This window comes from Streptomyces murinus (assembly GCF_002154555.1).
Classification (GTDB): Bacteria; Actinomycetota; Actinomycetes; order Streptomycetales; family Streptomycetaceae; genus Streptomyces; species Streptomyces murinus.
In genome coordinates, this window is record NZ_MUNF01000629.1 from 1 (window position 1) to 15543 (window position 15543).

A 15543-nucleotide genomic window follows, 5' to 3' on the forward strand; every position below is an offset into this window, starting at 1 on the left:
GGATGTGTATAAGAGACGGGGGGTGTGGGGGGAGCGGCTGCGGCTGGTGGGGTGAGGGGTTTGCGCAGCGGACGGCGGGCTCGTGCGACGAGAGATCCGACCGGACACCGCTACGCTCTCGGCACCCGGCCGACCATCTGCGCCCGATGAATCGAGTACGCCCATGAGCGACGACGTCCTGTCGATCATCCCGACCGATCCCTGGTGGCAGCCCGAGCGGGCGGCCGGTGAGCGGGCGGGCGCGCTCGCCATGGATCTGGCTTCCGGGCTCCCTGACGGGGTGGCGGCCGAGACCGAGGTGACCTGGTACGACACTCCCACCCCAGTCGACTGCGGGGGGAACCTGGCGCGGATCGGCTGTCCCCGCTGCGGTGGCTCGATCGACACCGAGTGGTGGGCGGATCTGCTCGAAGCCCATGACGAGGGCGGATTCGCCACCTTGGACGTGGCGGCGCCCTGTTGCGGCGCCGCCACGTCGCTGGACGCGTTGGACTACGACTGGCCGTGCGGCTTCGCCCGGTTCGAGATAGCGGTCTGGAACCCCGAGCGCGACCGATTCCGGCGGGCGGAGCTGGCCGCCGTCGCCGGGGCGCTCGGGCATCCGGTGCGGCAGATCCGGGCCCATATCTGACCCGGGCGCCCCCTACAACCGGGGGTCCACCGGTTCGGATTCCAGGGACAGGATGCCGAAGACCGCCTCGTGGACGCGCCACAGGGGCTCGCCGTCGGACAGGCGGGAGAGGGATTCCAGGCCGAGGGCGTACTCGCGCAGGGCGAGGGAGCGCTTGTGGTTGAGGAAGCGGCGGCGCAGGCGGGCGAGGTTGTCGGGGCGGGTGTACTCCGGGCCGTAGATGATCCGGAGGTACTCGCGGCCCCGGCACTTGATGCCGGGCTGGACCAGGCGGCCGTCCGGGCGGTGGGCCAGGGCGGTGAGGGGCTTGACGACCATGCCCTCGCCGCCGCGGCCGGTCATCTCCAGCCACCAGTCGACGCCCGCGGCGACCGACTCCGCGTCGCCCGTGTCGACGTAGAGGCGGCGGGTGGTCGACAGGAGACCGGTGCCGTCGTGTTCCACCAGGCGGTCCAGCAGGGCCAGTTGCTCGTCGTGCGGGAGCGCGGCGAGGCTGCGGCCCTCGGTGGCGAGGATCTGGAAGGGGGCCAGCCGGACGCCGGTCAGGCCCTCGGTGGTCCAGCAGTAGCGCCGGTACGTGGCGGTGAACGCGGCCGCGTCCGCAGCGCGTTCACGCTGGCGGTCGAGCAGGTCGCCCACCTCCGCGCCCCGGGACGCCGCCGCCTCCAGCGCGGCCAGCGCGCCCGGGAACACCGCCCCGGCCGCCGCGCCGACGGCCGCGTACTGGCTGCGCAGCAGACCCGCGGCCTTCAGCGACCACGGCATCAGCTCAGCGTCCAACAGCAGCCAGTCCGTGTCCAGTTCGGACCAGAGCCCGGCGTCCGACACCGCCGTGCGCAGGCGGTCGAGGATCTCCTCGGTCATCGCCCCGTCGTCGAAGAAGGGGCGCCCGGTCCGGGTGTACAGCGCGCCCGTGGGCCCGTCCACGCCGAACCGCTTCGTCGCCGCCGCCGCGTCCCGGCACACCAGGACCACGGCCCGCGAGCCCATGTGCTTCTCCTCGCACACCACCCGCGCGACCCCGTCCGCCGCGTACTGCGCGAACGCCTCCCGCGGGTGCTCCAGGTAACCGTCCACCTCGGAGGTGGCCGTCGGCGCCATGGTCGGCGGCAGATACGGCAGCAGGCGCGGGTCGATGGCGAAGCGGCTCATGACCTCCAGGGCCGCCGCCGCGTTCTCCTCGCGGACCGCGACCATGCCGGCGTACCGGGTCTCGACCGCGCGGCGCCCCCGCACATCGGCGAGGTCCAGCGGCCGCCCGTCCGATCCGCCCGGCGCCTCGCTGCGCAGCGGGCGCGTCGGCTCGTACCAGACGCGCTCGGCCGGTACGTCGACCAGTTGCCGCTCCGGCCAGCGCAGCGCGGTCAGCTTGCCGCCGAAGACGGCGCCGGTGTCCAGGCAGATGGTGTTGTTGAGCCAGGTGGCGTCCGGCACCGGGGTGTGGCCGTAGACGACCGCCGCCCGGCCCCGGTAGTCCTCCGCCCACGGGTAGCGCACCGGCAGGCCGAACTCGTCGGTCTCGCCGGTGGTGTCGCCGTACAGGGCGTGCGAGCGGACCCGGCCGGAGGTGCGGCCGTGGTACTTCTCGGGCAGCCCGGCGTGACAGACGACGAGCCTCCCGCCGTCCAGGACGTAGTGGCTGACCAGTCCGTCGAGGAACGTGCGTACCCGCGCCCGGAACTCCTCGCTCTCGCCCTCCATCTGGGCGATGGTCTCGGCGAGGCCGTGGGTGTGCTGGACCTTGCGGCCCTTGAGGTAACGGCCGTACTTGTTCTCGTGGTTGCCCGGCACACACAGGGCGTGGCCCGACTCGACCATCGACATCACCCGGCGCAGCACGCCCGGGGAGTCCGGGCCGCGGTCGACCAGGTCGCCGACGAAGACGGCCGTACGGCCCTCGGGGTGGACGCCGTCCGCATAGCCCAGCTTGCCGAGCAGCGACTCCAGTTCGGCGGAGCAGCCGTGGATGTCGCCGATGATGTCGAAGGGGCCGGTCAGGTGGGTGAGGTCGTTGAACCGCTTCTCGGTGACGACGGTGGCGCTCTCGGCCTCCTCGACCCCGCGCAGCACATGCACCTTGCGGAAGCCCTCGCGCTCCAGGTGCCGCAGGGAGCGGCGCAGTTCGCGGATGTGCCGCTGGATGACCCGGCGCGGCATGTCGGCGCGGTCGGTGCGGGCCGCGTTGCGCTCGGCGCACACCTCCTCCGGCACGTCCAGGACGATGGCGATGGGCAGTACGTCGTACTTCTTGGCCAGTTCGATCAGCTGGCGGCGGCTGTCCTGCTGCACGCTGGTGGCGTCCACGACGGTGCGGCGCCCGGCGGCGAGCCGCTTGCCCGCGATGTAGTGCAGGACGTCGAAGGCGTCGCGGGTGGCGCCCTGGTCGTTCTCGTCGTCGCAGACCAGGCCCCGGCAGAAGTCGGAGGAGATCACCTCGGTGGGCTTGAAGTGCCGGCGGGCGAAGGTGGACTTGCCGGAGCCGGAGGCGCCGACGAGGACCACGAGGGAGAGGTCGGTGACGGGAAGGGCCCGTCCCTTGCGTGTCTCGGTCATGCCGCCTTCGCCTCCTTCTGGGCGCGGAGGGTGAACAGGGCCAGCTGGGTGGGCGGTCCCACCTCGGGGTCGTCGGGGCCGACGGGCGCGAACTCGACGTCGTACCCGTGCCGTTCGGCCACGCCGGTGGCCCAGGAGCGGAACTCGGCGCGGGTCCACTCGAAGCGGTGGTCGCCGTGCCGGACATGGCCCGCGGGCAGGGTCTCCCAGCGGACGTTGTACTCGACGTTCGGGGTGGTCACGACGACGGTGCGGGGGCGGGCGTGCCCGAACACGGCGTATTCCAGGGCGGGCAGCCGGGGCAGGTCGAGGTGTTCGATGACCTCGCTGAGCACGGCGGCGTCGTAGCCCTTGAGCCGCTTGTCGGTGTAGGCGAGCGAGCCCTGCGTCAACTGGACGCGGGACGCCTGCCGTTCGCCCATGCGGTCGAGCTTGAGCCGCCGGGCGGCGATGGTGAGCGCCCGCATCGACACATCGACCCCGACGATCTCGGTGAACCGGATGTCCTTGAGGAGTTCCTGCACCAACTGGCCCTGCCCGCACCCGAGGTCGAGCACCCGGGCGGCACCGGCGGCACGCAGCGCGCCGATGATCGCCTCCCGGCGCCGCACCGCGAGCGGGGTCGGCTTCTCCTCCGCCTCGGTCTCCTCGCCGACCGCGTTGTCGATCGCCTCGACCTCGCTGTCGTCGGCCTCGGCGAGCCGCACCAGCTCCAGCGCCTCGCGCGCCTGCCGGGTCAGCGACCAGCGGCGGGAGAGATAGCGGCTGGTGATCAGCTGCTGCTCCGGGTGGCCGGGCAGCCAGCCCTCGCCGGCCCGCAGCAGCTTGTCGACCTCGTCGGCGGAGACCCAGTAGTGCTTGGCGTCGTCGAGGACCGGCAGCAGGACGTACAGGTGGCGCAGCGCCTCGGCGAGGGTCAGCGTCTCGGATGCGAGCACGAGACGGACGTAACGAGAGTCGCCCCACTGCGGGAACTCCGTGTCCAGCGGCACCGGTTCGGCGGCCACCCGCCAGCCCAGCGGCTCGAACAGCGCCCGTACGAGCGCGGCGCCGCCGCGGGCGGGCAGGACCGGGACCTCGATGCGCAGCGGCAGCGGTGCGGCGGCCCGCTCGGGGCGGGCGGCGCACACCCCGCGCATGGCGCTGGAGAAGACACCGCTCAGCGCGACGGCGAGCAGCGAGGAGGCGGCGTAGGGGCGGTCGTTGACGTACTGCGCGAGCGCCGCGTCGGGGGCGCCGCCGCGGCCCTTGCCCTTGCCGCGCCGCACCAGCGCCGCGGGATCGGTCTCCAGCAGCAGGGCGGCCGTGCACCGCGCGTCGTCCGCCTCCGGGTAGAAGACGTGCGCGGTGCCGTAGGACGTGGAGAAACGCTGTGCCTTGCCCGGGTGCTTGTGCAACAGATACCCGAGGTCGGTGGCCGGGTTGGCGGCGTCGCCGCTGAGAGAGATCGTCAGGAACACATGTCCGAGTCTGACGGCCTGGGCACCCCGCTGACCACCGGTTTTCACGCCTCCAGGCGGCATTGTGCATGGTTGCGCGCGCAACGGCGGGCATGATGGGCGTATGGATCTTCGAGTCTTCACCGAACCCCAGCAGGGCGCGACCTACGACACGCTGCTGCGTGTCGCCAAGACCGCCGAGGAACTCGGATACGGCGCATTCTTCCGCTCTGATCATTATCTCCACATGGGCAACGTGGACGGTCTGCCCGGCCCCACCGACGCCTGGATCACCCTCGCCGGCATCGCCCGGGAGACCAGCCGCATCCGGCTCGGCACCCTGATGACGGCCGGCACCTTCCGCCTCCCCGGCGTGCTGGCCATCCAGGTGGCCCAGGTCGACCAGATGTCCGGCGGCCGGGTGGAACTGGGCCTGGGCTCGGGGTGGTACGAGCAGGAGCACAAGGCGTACGGCATTCCGTTCCCGAAGGAGAAGTTCGGGCGGCTGGAGGAGCAGCTGGCGATCGTCACGGGACTGTGGGAGACGCCGGTCGGCGAGCGGTTCGGCTACGACGGCTCGTACTACCGGTTGCAGGACTCCCCCGCGCTGCCGAAGCCGGCGCAGAGCCGGGTGCCGGTGCTCATCGGCGGTCACGGTGCCAAGCGGACGCCGGCGCTGGCGGCGAAGTACGCCACCGAGTTCAACATCCCCTTCGCCTCCGTCGAGGACAGCGAGCGGCAGTTCGGGCGGGTGCGGGCGGCGGCCGAGGAGCGCGGGCGCAAGGGGGACGACCTCGTGTACTCCAACGCGCTGGTGGCCTGTGTCGGCAAGAACGACGCCGAGGTCGAGCGGCGGGCGGCGGCCATCGGCCGCGAGGTGGACGAGCTGAAGGCCAACGGTCTCGCGGGCTCTCCCGCGGAGGTCGTGGAGAGGCTGGGGCGCTACGCCGCGGTGGGTTCGGGGCGGGTCTATCTGCAAATGCTGGACCTGGACGATCTGGACCACCTGGAGCTGATCGCGTCCGAGGTCATGCCGCACGTCGCCTGACGAAGCGGCCGGCACCGGCACCGTCTCCCGCGGGCGGTGCCGCGCGCCGATGCGGACTCACGGCGCGAACCGTCGTACACACTCCCCGCGCGGCGGCTACGCGCAGGGTGCGCCCCCGAAGGGGCTTCTCTGGTTGTCGTCCGCCGATAACACCTCCTCCCGCGCGGCCAGCTTGCGCAGCATCTCGCGGACCCGGTCACGGGACTCGTCGGCCGCGTCGATGGCCTCCATGCACTGCCAGTACGTCGTCTCGTCCGCCGCGGCGCTGGCCATGCCGACCAGGGCCATGCCGACCTCGCCGAGCAGCCCGCCGAGGCAGAGCAGCGTCTCGCGGGCGTCGTCCAGCCGGGTGAGCTGGGCGGCGCGCAGATCGCCGAGGTCCAGTTCGGGCGGGTCGAGGGCTCCGCAGCCCCGGCCCGCCAGCTCCGTCAGCCCGAGCGCCTCGCCGCGCAGCTCCGGCGGTCCGGAGACCGCGAGCCTGCTGCCGATCGCCTGGGCCAGGGCCTGTGCCTGCCACACCTCCGCCATCAACGCGCGTGTGTCCGCGCCGCTCGCCAGGGCTCGCCTGCTGGTGAGGATGAGTCGTACCGCGTCCATCCGTCGCCCCCGTCCCTCCACGCACTCGCTCGTACGTTCACTGGCTCTCCTGTCCACTACCCAGAGTGAGGGTCGTTGGTGCGAAAAGCCAGAGGAAGCCCGAAATCTGTGGACAACAATTCGGATTCGCTAGGTGAATTGACTGCGCAGAGTGATAACGGAACCAGGGAGTCCGCCTGTTGTCAGTCCTTGGGCGCCGGAAAGCGGTGTTCGTTGCGGTCGATCTTCTCGGACAGGGCGGTCAGCGGGTCGATGTCCAGGACTGCGCAGAACTGGAGGAGATAGGCGAGGACATCGGCGACCTCGTCGCGGACGCGGTGCGCGGTGGCGGGGTCGGACATCACCCGGGCCGACTCCTCGGGGGTCAACCACTGGAAGATCTCGACCAGTTCGGAGCTCTCCACGCTCAGCGCGGAGGCGAGATTCTTGGGGGTGTGGTACTGCCCCCAGTTACGGGCGGCGGCGAACTCGGCGAGTCTGCGCTGGAGTCGGGGGAGGTCAGGGTGTTCCGTCACGATTCAGGTGTACCACTGTGACGCCCTCGGCCCCCACGCACCAGGAGGCGTCGTTCACCGCGGCGACGAGCCGGATGTGCCCGAACTCGCCCATGGCGGCCGCGAGACGCAGCAGCGACCGGCGCTGGCCCGGGTCGAGGGAGCGGTCGAAGCCGTCGGCGAGGACGGTGAGGGAGCGCAGGGCGTCGGGGACCTCGCCGGGCGGGTCCATGGCCAGGACGCCGGGGCCGGTCAGCAGCACCAGGGTGTGGGCGAGGTAGCGCAGTTCGCCCTCGCCGAGGCGGGCCAGTTCCGTGCGGTGGCCGTCGCCGCGGTCGAGGAGGGCGCGCACCGTGCCGTCGAAGAGGGGCTCGGCGATCAGGTCGTACACCGGTCCCGCGCAGCCCGCGCGCAGCGCCTCGACCAGCCGGCCGTGTCTGCGGGCGCACTCGGCGCGGGTGCGCCAGAGCACATCGGCGAGGTTGTCGCAGCCGGGCATCAGCCGGCCGGAGCCGGTGGGCACGGGGGTGCGCATGCAGTCGGGGCGGGGATCGCAGACGAAGACCGAGCGCAGGGCGACGACCATCTGCTCGGCCGCGGCCAGCACCCTGCGCTGCCCGTCGGTCTTGCCGGCCACCCGCAGCGGGAGCAGGGCGGTGCCGAGCCGGTCGTCGGGCAGCGGCGCGCGGGTCACCGGCGCGGTGCCCGCGGTGTGCCAGGCGGCCTGCACGGCGCGGCGCCCCGGGTCCCGTAACGCGGTCTGGAGCAGGACGATGTCGCCCGCGCTCAGCCGCTCGCCGACGATCCGCAGCTGCGGTTCGGCCTGTACGGCGACATCGAGCCGGACCGGTCCCTCGGCGCCGTCGGCCGTACAGCCGATCCGGAAGCCGCGCCGCCCCTCGGCGTCGGGCCGGGCCCGTTCGGGCACACACGCGACCGGGTCCGGGAACGCCTCCACGAGCGGGGCACCGCCGGCGAGCCGGGCCAGCGCCTCGTAGGCGGCCAGCGCGGTCGTCTTCCCCGACCCGCTGGGGCCCGCGAACAGCGTGACCGCCCCCAGCGGAAATCCCGCGCCCCGGTGCCCGGCGAACGCCGACAACCGCAGCTCGGTGATCCGGGGCCGCACATCGAGCGGCTCACGGGGTTGCGGCGGGACGGTCCCGCCGAACCCCTCGGCCACCGGCGGCTCAGCGGATGCGAAAGGCACGGCCATGCCCGGAACGTAGGGCTCCGCCGCGGGGGCGAACCGTTTACCCGGCGGAGGTTCCCACGATCGGGGACGTCCACGGCAACAACGGGGAGCGGGCCTCACTCCGGGGAGCTACGAGGCGCTACGAGGCGCTTGGGGGGGCTACGGGGAGGCCCTCGCTCACCCCGCCCCCTCCAGCAGCCCGCTGACCTCCGTGCCCGGCGGGGTCAACAGGAAGACGTTGCGGTCCACCCGGTGCATACCGCTGCCCAGACCGAAGACCACGCCCGTACTGAAGTCGAGCACCCGCTTGGCCACATCCCCCTCGGCGCCGGAGAGGTCGAGGAGGACGGGCGCGCCCGCCATCACCGTCTCGGCGACATCCCGGGCGTCGGCGAAGACATTGACGCGGAGGACCACGAAGCGGCGCCGGGTCTCGGTCTCGTCGTCCGGTAGGGAGCGGTGGTCGACCGCCGAGGGCCACGCGTCGCGGCCCCGTAGTGGCACGACCTGGGCGAGCCCTTCCCACTGTTCATCGGTGACGTCATAACGGCTCACCGGCTCCCCCCGACCTGACTCGCTTTCCATGCCTGCACCAGCCAATTCTTACGCCAAGTCACCCGTTCGGCCCAACAACGACACACAACGACACGGAAGCGATCGGTCCGCGGGCGCCAACCCCGCCCCTTCTCTGGGCAGATGTGCGAATATGCCCGCTTCTTACCGCCCTCATACCGGACTCTTCACCGCTGGTCGCGCGCCGGTCACGCACCGCCGCTAGCGTCCCCTCCCGTGCACTTGGCAGAAACACAGCAGGTGACGCCCGGCCGGCGGACGCAGTCGGCGGTGTCCGCCGTACCCGGACCGCGCGCGCAGGCGCCCGGCGGGCCCGCGCAGTGGCACCGCGTCCTCACCCTCCTGGCCGACGTGAGCCTCTTCATCGGCACCCGGACCATCTGGACCCAGGCGGCCACGCACCGCCTGGTCCTCGCCGCGGTCATCTCCCTGTGCTACGCGGCGATCCTGGTGACCGGCGTCCTCGCGCTGACCGTCCGCCGGGCCCGCTCGCTGGCCCGCCTGGACCTGGTGGTGCTGGTGACCGCGGTCGTCCTCGCCCTGTGCGCGTGGGCGCTGAACCACGGCGGCGGCGACGAGGCGCTCCTGACCACCCAGGCCGCCAAGGAACTCGTCCACGGGCACCACCTCTACGACCACCCCTGGCCATGGCTGTTCCGCATCAAGGGCGTCGCCCTGACCGCGACGACGACCGGCGGATACGACTACACCTACGGCTATCCCCCGCTCGCGCCGCTGCTCACCGTCCCGTTCCTGTGGCTCGGGCACGGCGGCGCCCCGGCGACGGCGGTGGCCACCCTCGCCCTGATCGCGGGCGCCATCGCACTGTGGCGGCTGGTCCCGGCGCAGTGGCGGTCGGCGGCCACGATGGTCTTCCTCGGCTTCGGCCTGCTGCCCAACTACGCCCGCCAGGGCTACCCGGCGATCGTCGCCCTCGCGCTGCTGATCCCGGTGGTGGTCCGCTGGCCCCGGCTCGGCGCGCGCGGCCGGCTCGGCGCGGTCGGCGTCGCCCGTGCCGCCTGTCTCGGCGCGGCCTGCGCCGCCCAGCAACTCCCCTGGTTCGTCGCGCCGTTCCTGCTCGCCGGTGTCTACGCGGTGCGCCGCGGCGAACTGGGCGGCCGGCTGGCGGCGCGCGTGGTGCTGCGGATCACCGGGATCGCCGTCCTCGCCTTCCTGCTGATCGACGCCTATCTGATCGTGACCGAGCCGGGACCGTGGCTGCGCGGCATCGTGCTGCCGCTGACCCAGGGCGCGGTGCTGCACGGACAGGGCATCGTCGGCATCTCGCTGTACTTCACGCACGGCAGCGACCGGCTCGACTGGTACGGGCACGCGAGCATGCTGCTGGCCGGGGCCCTGCTGGCCCTGTTCGTGCTGTTCGTACGGCGTCTCGGACCGGCCGCGACCGTGCTGCCGTGGTGCGCGTTCTTCCTGGCGACGCGCTCGCAGGACGGCTACTACCTGATGATGACCCCGCTGTGGCTGGCGGCGGCGGTCACCGCTCCGCTGCCGGAGTTCGCGGGCGCCTGGCAGCCCCGGCCGCGCTTCCTGGCCGGGGCGCGGCGCAGGCCCGTCCGGCTCGCGGCCGTCCCGCTGCTGCTCGCGCCCGCGCTGGTCAGCGCGGTCCTCGCGGCCACCGGGAGCCCGCCGCTGCGGATGGACATCGCGGCGGTACGGCCGCTTACGCCCGACGCGATCTCCGGGGTGACCCTGCGGGTGGCCAACACCGGCGACGACCCGCTCACCCCGCACTACATGCTCACCACCGGGCAGGGCATGACCCGCTACTGGCCGCTCGCCCACGGCCCGGCCACCATCCCCGCGCACGGCACGGCGACCGTCGAACTCCGCGCCCCCACCGGCAGCTTCACGCTCCCGAGGAAGCGGAGCACCCGGCTGCGGCTGCGCGCCTTCACCGGCGGCCCCCAGACGCTCTCCACCCGGGACGTACGCCGGTCCGAGCTGCGCGTCAAGGGCTGAACGCCTCCGTGCGCCCCCTGCGGTGCGGCCGTCGTCCGGGCCGGGCCGGGCCGTCGTACCAGGGCAAACACCCGCGGAAGCGGCGCCGGTCACAGCCGCAAGGGGAGAAAACTCACAAGCGTTTGCTCTGCACTCCTTTGAGCACGCTGCCCTAGCATCCGAGCCATGACGGTCCTGCCTGACGACGGGCTCCCACTGGCCGCCGAGTTCCCTGACGCGACACACGAGCAGTGGCAACGCCTGGTCGAGGGTGTGCTGCGCAAGTCGGGCAAGGAAGTCTCGGGCGCGGCAGCTGAGGACGCTCTGTCCACGACGCTGGAGGACGGGCTGCGCACCCGTCCCCTGTACACGGCGCGCGACACCGCGCCCGACCCCGGCCTGCCCGGCTTCGCCCCGTTCATACGGGGCGCGCGCCCCGAGGGCGGGGTCGCGGACGGCTGGGGGGTACGCCAGCGGCACACGACGCTCGCCGACGGCGCGGTCCTCGCCGATCTGGAGAACGGCGGCACCTCGCTGTGGCTGGTCCTGGGCGAGGGCGGCATCCCGCTCGCCGACCTGGGCCGGGCCCTGGAGGGCGTCTATCTGGACCTCGCGCCCGTCGTGCTGGACGCCGGGCGGGACACCGCCGAGGCGGCCGGGGTGCTGCTGGCCCTGTACGCGGACAAGGGCGTCGAGCCGAAGGCCGTACGCGGCAACCTCGGCGGCGACCCGCTCGGGTACGAGGCCCGTACCGGCGCCGCGCAGGACTTCGCGCCGTACGCCGGCCTGGCCGCGCGCTGCGCCGAGACCTACCCGGGGCTGCGCGCCCTGACCGTGGACGCGCTGCCGTACCACGAGGCCGGCGGGTCGGCCGCGCAGGAGCTGGGCGCCTCGCTCGCCACCGGTGTGGCCTATCTGCGCGCCCTGACCGAGGCCGGCCTGTCCGTCGAACAGGCCGCCGGGCAGCTGGAGTTCCGGTACGCGGCCACCGCCGACCAGTTCCTGACCATCGCCAAGCTGCGCGCGGCGCGCCGGCTGTGGGCGCGGGTCGCGGAGGTCAGCGGGGCGCCCGGCGCCCAGACGCAGCACGTGGTGACGTCGCCGGTGATGATGTCCCGCCGTGACCCGTGGGTGAACATGCTGCGCACCACGATCGCGACGCTCGCCGCCGGGGTGGGCGGCGCCGACTCCGTGACGGTGCTGCCGTTCGACCACGCGCTCGGCCTGCCGGACGCGTTCGCCCGGCGCATCGCCCGCAACACCTCCACGATCCTGATCGAGGAGTCGTACCTCGCGCGCGTCATCGACCCGGCGGGCGGCTCCTGGTACGTGGAGCGGCTGACCGACGAACTCGCCGAGGCGGGCTGGGAGTTCTTCCGGACCATCGAGCGCGACGGCGGCCAGGCGGCCGTGCTGCGCTCCGGACGGCTGCGCACCGACCTCGCGACGACCTGGGCGGAGCGCTCCAAGAAGCTCGCCAAACGGCGCGAACCCATCACCGGTGTCAGCGAGTTCCCGCTGCTGGCCGAGAAGCCGGTGGAGCGCGAGCCCGCGCCCAAGGCGCCGTCCGGCGGGCTGCCCCGGGTGCGCCGGGACGAGGCGTTCGAGGAGCTGCGGGCCCGCTCCGACGCCCATCTCGCGGCGACCGGCGCCCGGCCGCGGATCTTCCTGGCCACGCTCGGCTCGGCCGCCGAGTACACCGCGCGGGCCTCCTTCGCCGCCAATCTGTTCCAGGCCGGCGGCATCGAGCCGGTCACCGAGGGAACCTTCGAGGACAGCGGCGCCACCGAGGCCGTGCTGTGCTCCAGCGACGCGACGTACGCCGAACGGGCCGAGGAGACCGCAGCGGCACTGCGCGCCGCGGGCGCCCGGCAGGTGTTCCTGGCGGGCCGGGGCGAGTACGCCGGCGTCGACCGTCACGTCTTCGCGGGCTGCGACGCCGTCGATGTGCTGTCCGCGACTCTCGACCGCATGGGAGTGTCCTGATGGGAATCCCCGACTTCTCCGGCATCGAGCTGGGGACCCCGGTGGCCGGCGGCAGCGCCGAGGAGTGGCAGGCGGCCGTCAAGCAGGCCACCGGCGGCGCCGAGCCGCTGTGGGAGACCCCGGAGGGCATCGGGGTCAAGCCGCTGTACACCGGGCGTGACCTGGAGGGTCTGGACTTCCTGGGCACCTACCCGGGCATGGCGCCGTATCTGCGCGGCCCCTACCCGACGATGTACGTCAACCAGCCCTGGACGATCCGCCAGTACGCGGGCTTCTCCACCGCCGAGGAGTCCAACGCCTTCTACCGGCGCAACCTCGCGGCCGGCCAGAAGGGCCTGTCGGTCGCCTTCGACCTGCCCACGCACCGCGGTTACGACAGCGACCACCCGCGGGTGACCGGCGACGTCGGCATGGCGGGCGTGGCGATCGACTCGATCTACGACATGCGGCAGCTGTTCGACGGGATCCCGCTCGACCGGATGACCGTGTCGATGACGATGAACGGCGCCGTGCTGCCGGTGCTGGCGCTGTACATCGTGGCGGCGGAGGAACAGGGCGTACCGCCCGAGAAGTTGGCCGGGACCATCCAGAACGACATCCTCAAGGAGTTCATGGTCCGCAACACCTACATCTATCCGCCGAAGCCGTCGATGCGGATCATCTCCGACATCTTCGCGTACACCTCGCAGCGGATGCCGCGCTACAACTCCATCTCCATCTCCGGCTATCACATCCAGGAGGCGGGTGCGACGGCCGATCTGGAGCTGGCGTACACCCTCGCGGACGGTGTGGAGTACATCCGCGCGGGGCGCGAAGCCGGCCTGGACGTGGACGCGTTCGCGCCGCGCCTGTCGTTCTTCTGGGCGATCGGCATGAACTTCTTCATGGAGGTCGCCAAGCTCAGGGCGGCCCGGCTGCTGTGGTCCAAGCTGGTCGCGCAGTTCGAGCCGAAGAACGCCAAGTCCCTTTCGCTGCGCACCCATTCGCAGACCTCGGGCTGGTCGCTGACCGCGCAGGACGTGTTCAACAACGTCACGCGCACCTGTGTGGAGGCGATGGCCGCGACCCAGGGCCACACCCAGTCGCTGCACACCAACGCGCTGGACGAGGCGCTCGCGCTGCCCACCGACTTCTCGGCGCGCATCGCCCGCAACACCCAGCTGCTCCTCCAGCAGGAGTCGGGCACCACCCGGACCATCGACCCGTGGGGCGGCAGTGCCTACGTGGAGCGGCTGACGTACGACCTCGCCCGCCGGGCCTGGGCGCACATCCAGGAGGTGGAGCAGGCGGGCGGCATGGCGCAGGCCATCGACGCCGGCATCCCCAAGCTGCGCGTGGAGGAGGCGGCGGCCCGGGTCCAGGCCCGCATCGACTCCGGGCGCCAGCCGGTGATCGGCGTCAACAAGTACCGCGTCGACAGCGACGAGCAGATCGACGTCCTCAAGGTCGACAACTCCTCGGTGCGCACCCAGCAGATCGAGAAGCTGCGCCGGCTGCGCGCGGAGCGGGACGAGCAGGCGTGCCGGGACGCGCTGGACGCGCTCACCCGGGCCGCCGAGGGCACCGAGAACCTGCTGGAGCTGGCGGTGCGGGCGGCCCGCGCCAAGGCGACCGTCGGCGAGATCTCCGACGCCCTGGAGAAGGTGTACGGCCGGCACGCCGGCCAGATCCGTACGATCTCCGGTGTGTACCGCAACGAAGCAGGCGAGTCCCCGTCCGTGGACCGCACCCGCGCCCTGGTGGACGCCTTCGAGGAGGCGGAGGGGCGCAGGCCGCGCATCCTGGTGGCCAAGATGGGCCAGGACGGCCATGACCGCGGCCAGAAGGTGATCGCGACCGCGTTCGCCGACCTCGGCTTCGACGTCGACGTCGGCCCGCTGTTCCAGACGCCGGACGAGGTCGCCCGGCAGGCGGTCGAGGCGGATGTGCACGTGGTCGGCGTGTCCTCGCTGGCCGCGGGGCACCTCACCCTCGTACCGGCGCTGCGCGAGAAGCTGGCGGAGGAGGGCCGCGAGGACATCATGATCGTGGTCGGCGGCGTGATCCCGCCGCAGGACGTGCCCACGCTGCTGGAGATGGGCGCCACGGCCGTGTTCCCGCCCGGGACGGTGATCCCGGACGCGGCGTACGACCTGGTCCAGCGCCTGGCGGCCGACCTCGGCCACGAGCTGTAGGGCCGCGATGGCCCCGATCGATCTCGACACGTATGTGAAGGGTGTGCTCGACGGGAAGCGGGCTCTGGTGGCCCGTGCCATCACGCTCGTCGAGTCCACCCGGCCGCAGCACCGGGTGCTGGCGCAGGAACTGCTGACCCGGCTGCTGCCGCACGGCGGCCGGGCGCGGCGGATCGGCATCAGCGGGGTGCCGGGGGTCGGCAAGTCGACGTTCATCGACGCGTTCGGCACCATGCTGACCTCGCTGGGCCACCGGGTCGCGGTCCTCGCCGTCGACCCCTCCTCGACCCGTACCGGCGGCTCCATCCTCGGCGACAAGACGCGGATGGAACGGCTGTCGGTCGACCCGGCGGCCTTCGTACGGCCCTCCCCCAGCGCGGGCACGCTGGGCGGGGTCACGAAGGCCACCCGGGAGTCGATGGTGGTGATGGAGGCGGCGGGCTACGACGTGATCCTCGTGGAGACCGTCGGCGTCGGGCAGTCGGAGACCGCGGTCGCCGACATGGTCGACACGTTCCTGCTGCTCACCCTGGCCCGCACCGGCGACCAGTTGCAGGGCATCAAGAAGGGCGTCCTGGAGCTGGCCGACGTGATCGCCGTCAACAAGGCGGACGGTCCGCACGAGCGGGACGCGCGGGCGGCGGCACGGGAGCTCGCGGGCGCGCTGCGGCTGATGCACGGCAAGGACGCGTTCTGGACCCCGCCGGTGCTGCATTGCAGCGCGCGGGAGGCCACGGGCCTCGGCACGGTGTGGGAACGGCTGGAGCAGCATCGCACCCTGCTGGACTCCACGGGCCGGCTCGCCGCCAAGCGGCGGGACCAGCAGGTCGACTGGACCTGGGCGATGGTCCGCGACGAACTCCTCGGCCGGCTGTACGCGGACCATCGCCCAGGTCC

12 protein-coding genes are annotated in these 15543 nt (G+C 72.6%); 6 read left to right on the forward strand and 6 right to left on the reverse strand.

The window, feature by feature from the left end; genetic code table 11:
- Positions 1-163 precede the first annotated feature (163 nt).
- Positions 164-631, forward strand: a complete 468-nt coding sequence (locus tag CCN72_RS31675; protein ID WP_086811603.1) for a hypothetical protein — start codon at positions 164-166, stop codon at positions 629-631.
- A gap of 12 nt (positions 632-643) precedes the next feature.
- Here the strand turns inward: CCN72_RS31675 and CCN72_RS31680 are convergent, their stop codons facing one another.
- Together CCN72_RS31680 and CCN72_RS31685 are read right to left on the reverse strand one after the other, a co-directional pair.
- Positions 644-3184, reverse strand: a complete 2541-nt coding sequence (locus CCN72_RS31680) for a polynucleotide kinase-phosphatase (RefSeq protein WP_086811605.1) — start codon at positions 3182-3184, stop codon at positions 644-646.
- A complete protein-coding gene (locus CCN72_RS31685) occupies positions 3181-4644 on the reverse strand; it encodes a 3' terminal RNA ribose 2'-O-methyltransferase Hen1 (RefSeq protein WP_167408736.1) in 1464 nt (487 codons plus the stop codon). The genes CCN72_RS31680 and CCN72_RS31685 overlap by 4 nt, the downstream gene beginning before the upstream one ends.
- 103 nt (positions 4645-4747) lie before the next feature.
- Between CCN72_RS31685 and CCN72_RS31690 the strand changes: the two genes are divergently transcribed.
- Positions 4748-5671 (forward strand): LLM class F420-dependent oxidoreductase, encoded by a 924-nt coding sequence (locus CCN72_RS31690; protein WP_086811608.1) that lies wholly within the window; start codon positions 4748-4750, stop codon positions 5669-5671.
- A 96-nt stretch (positions 5672-5767) separates the two neighbouring features.
- Here CCN72_RS31690 and CCN72_RS31695 read toward each other — a convergent pair whose 3' ends face one another.
- The 4 genes from CCN72_RS31695 to CCN72_RS31710 all read right to left on the reverse strand — a co-directional run bounded on the left by CCN72_RS31695 (position 5768) and on the right by CCN72_RS31710 (position 8539).
- On the reverse strand, positions 5768-6268 hold the full coding sequence (locus CCN72_RS31695) for a DUF6099 family protein (protein WP_202442277.1): 501 nt from the start codon (positions 6266-6268) through the stop codon (positions 5768-5770).
- Between the two features lie 182 nt (positions 6269-6450).
- On the reverse strand, positions 6451-6783 hold the full coding sequence (locus CCN72_RS31700) for a nucleotide pyrophosphohydrolase (protein ID WP_086811609.1): 333 nt from the start codon (positions 6781-6783) through the stop codon (positions 6451-6453).
- Entirely contained in the window at positions 6767-7975 is a 1209-nt protein-coding gene (locus CCN72_RS31705; protein ID WP_086811611.1) for a biotin transporter BioY, read from the reverse strand. The genes CCN72_RS31700 and CCN72_RS31705 overlap by 17 nt, the downstream gene beginning before the upstream one ends.
- A gap of 156 nt (positions 7976-8131) precedes the next feature.
- Positions 8132-8539, reverse strand: a complete 408-nt coding sequence (locus tag CCN72_RS31710; protein ID WP_037654249.1) for a cell division protein SepF — start codon at positions 8537-8539, stop codon at positions 8132-8134.
- Positions 8540-8743: 204 nt separating this feature from the next.
- On the opposite strand from CCN72_RS31710, the gene CCN72_RS31715 reads away from it, so the two are divergent.
- The 4 genes from CCN72_RS31715 to meaB form a co-directional block, all read left to right on the forward strand.
- The gene (locus tag CCN72_RS31715) at positions 8744-10507 is read left to right on the forward strand and encodes a hypothetical protein (RefSeq protein ID WP_425276187.1); all 1764 of its coding nucleotides are present in this window, start codon (positions 8744-8746) and stop codon (positions 10505-10507) included.
- A 165-nt stretch (positions 10508-10672) separates the two neighbouring features.
- The gene (locus CCN72_RS31720; protein ID WP_086811612.1) at positions 10673-12472 is read left to right on the forward strand and encodes a methylmalonyl-CoA mutase family protein; all 1800 of its coding nucleotides are present in this window, start codon (positions 10673-10675) and stop codon (positions 12470-12472) included.
- A complete protein-coding gene (scpA, locus tag CCN72_RS31725; protein ID WP_086811614.1) occupies positions 12472-14646 on the forward strand; it encodes a methylmalonyl-CoA mutase in 2175 nt (724 codons plus the stop codon). The genes CCN72_RS31720 and scpA overlap by 1 nt, the downstream gene beginning before the upstream one ends.
- Positions 14647-14653: 7 nt before the next feature.
- Positions 14654-15543, forward strand: an 890-nt coding sequence (gene meaB, locus CCN72_RS31730) for a methylmalonyl Co-A mutase-associated GTPase MeaB (RefSeq protein WP_086811615.1), incomplete at its 3' end; no start/stop codon positions are given.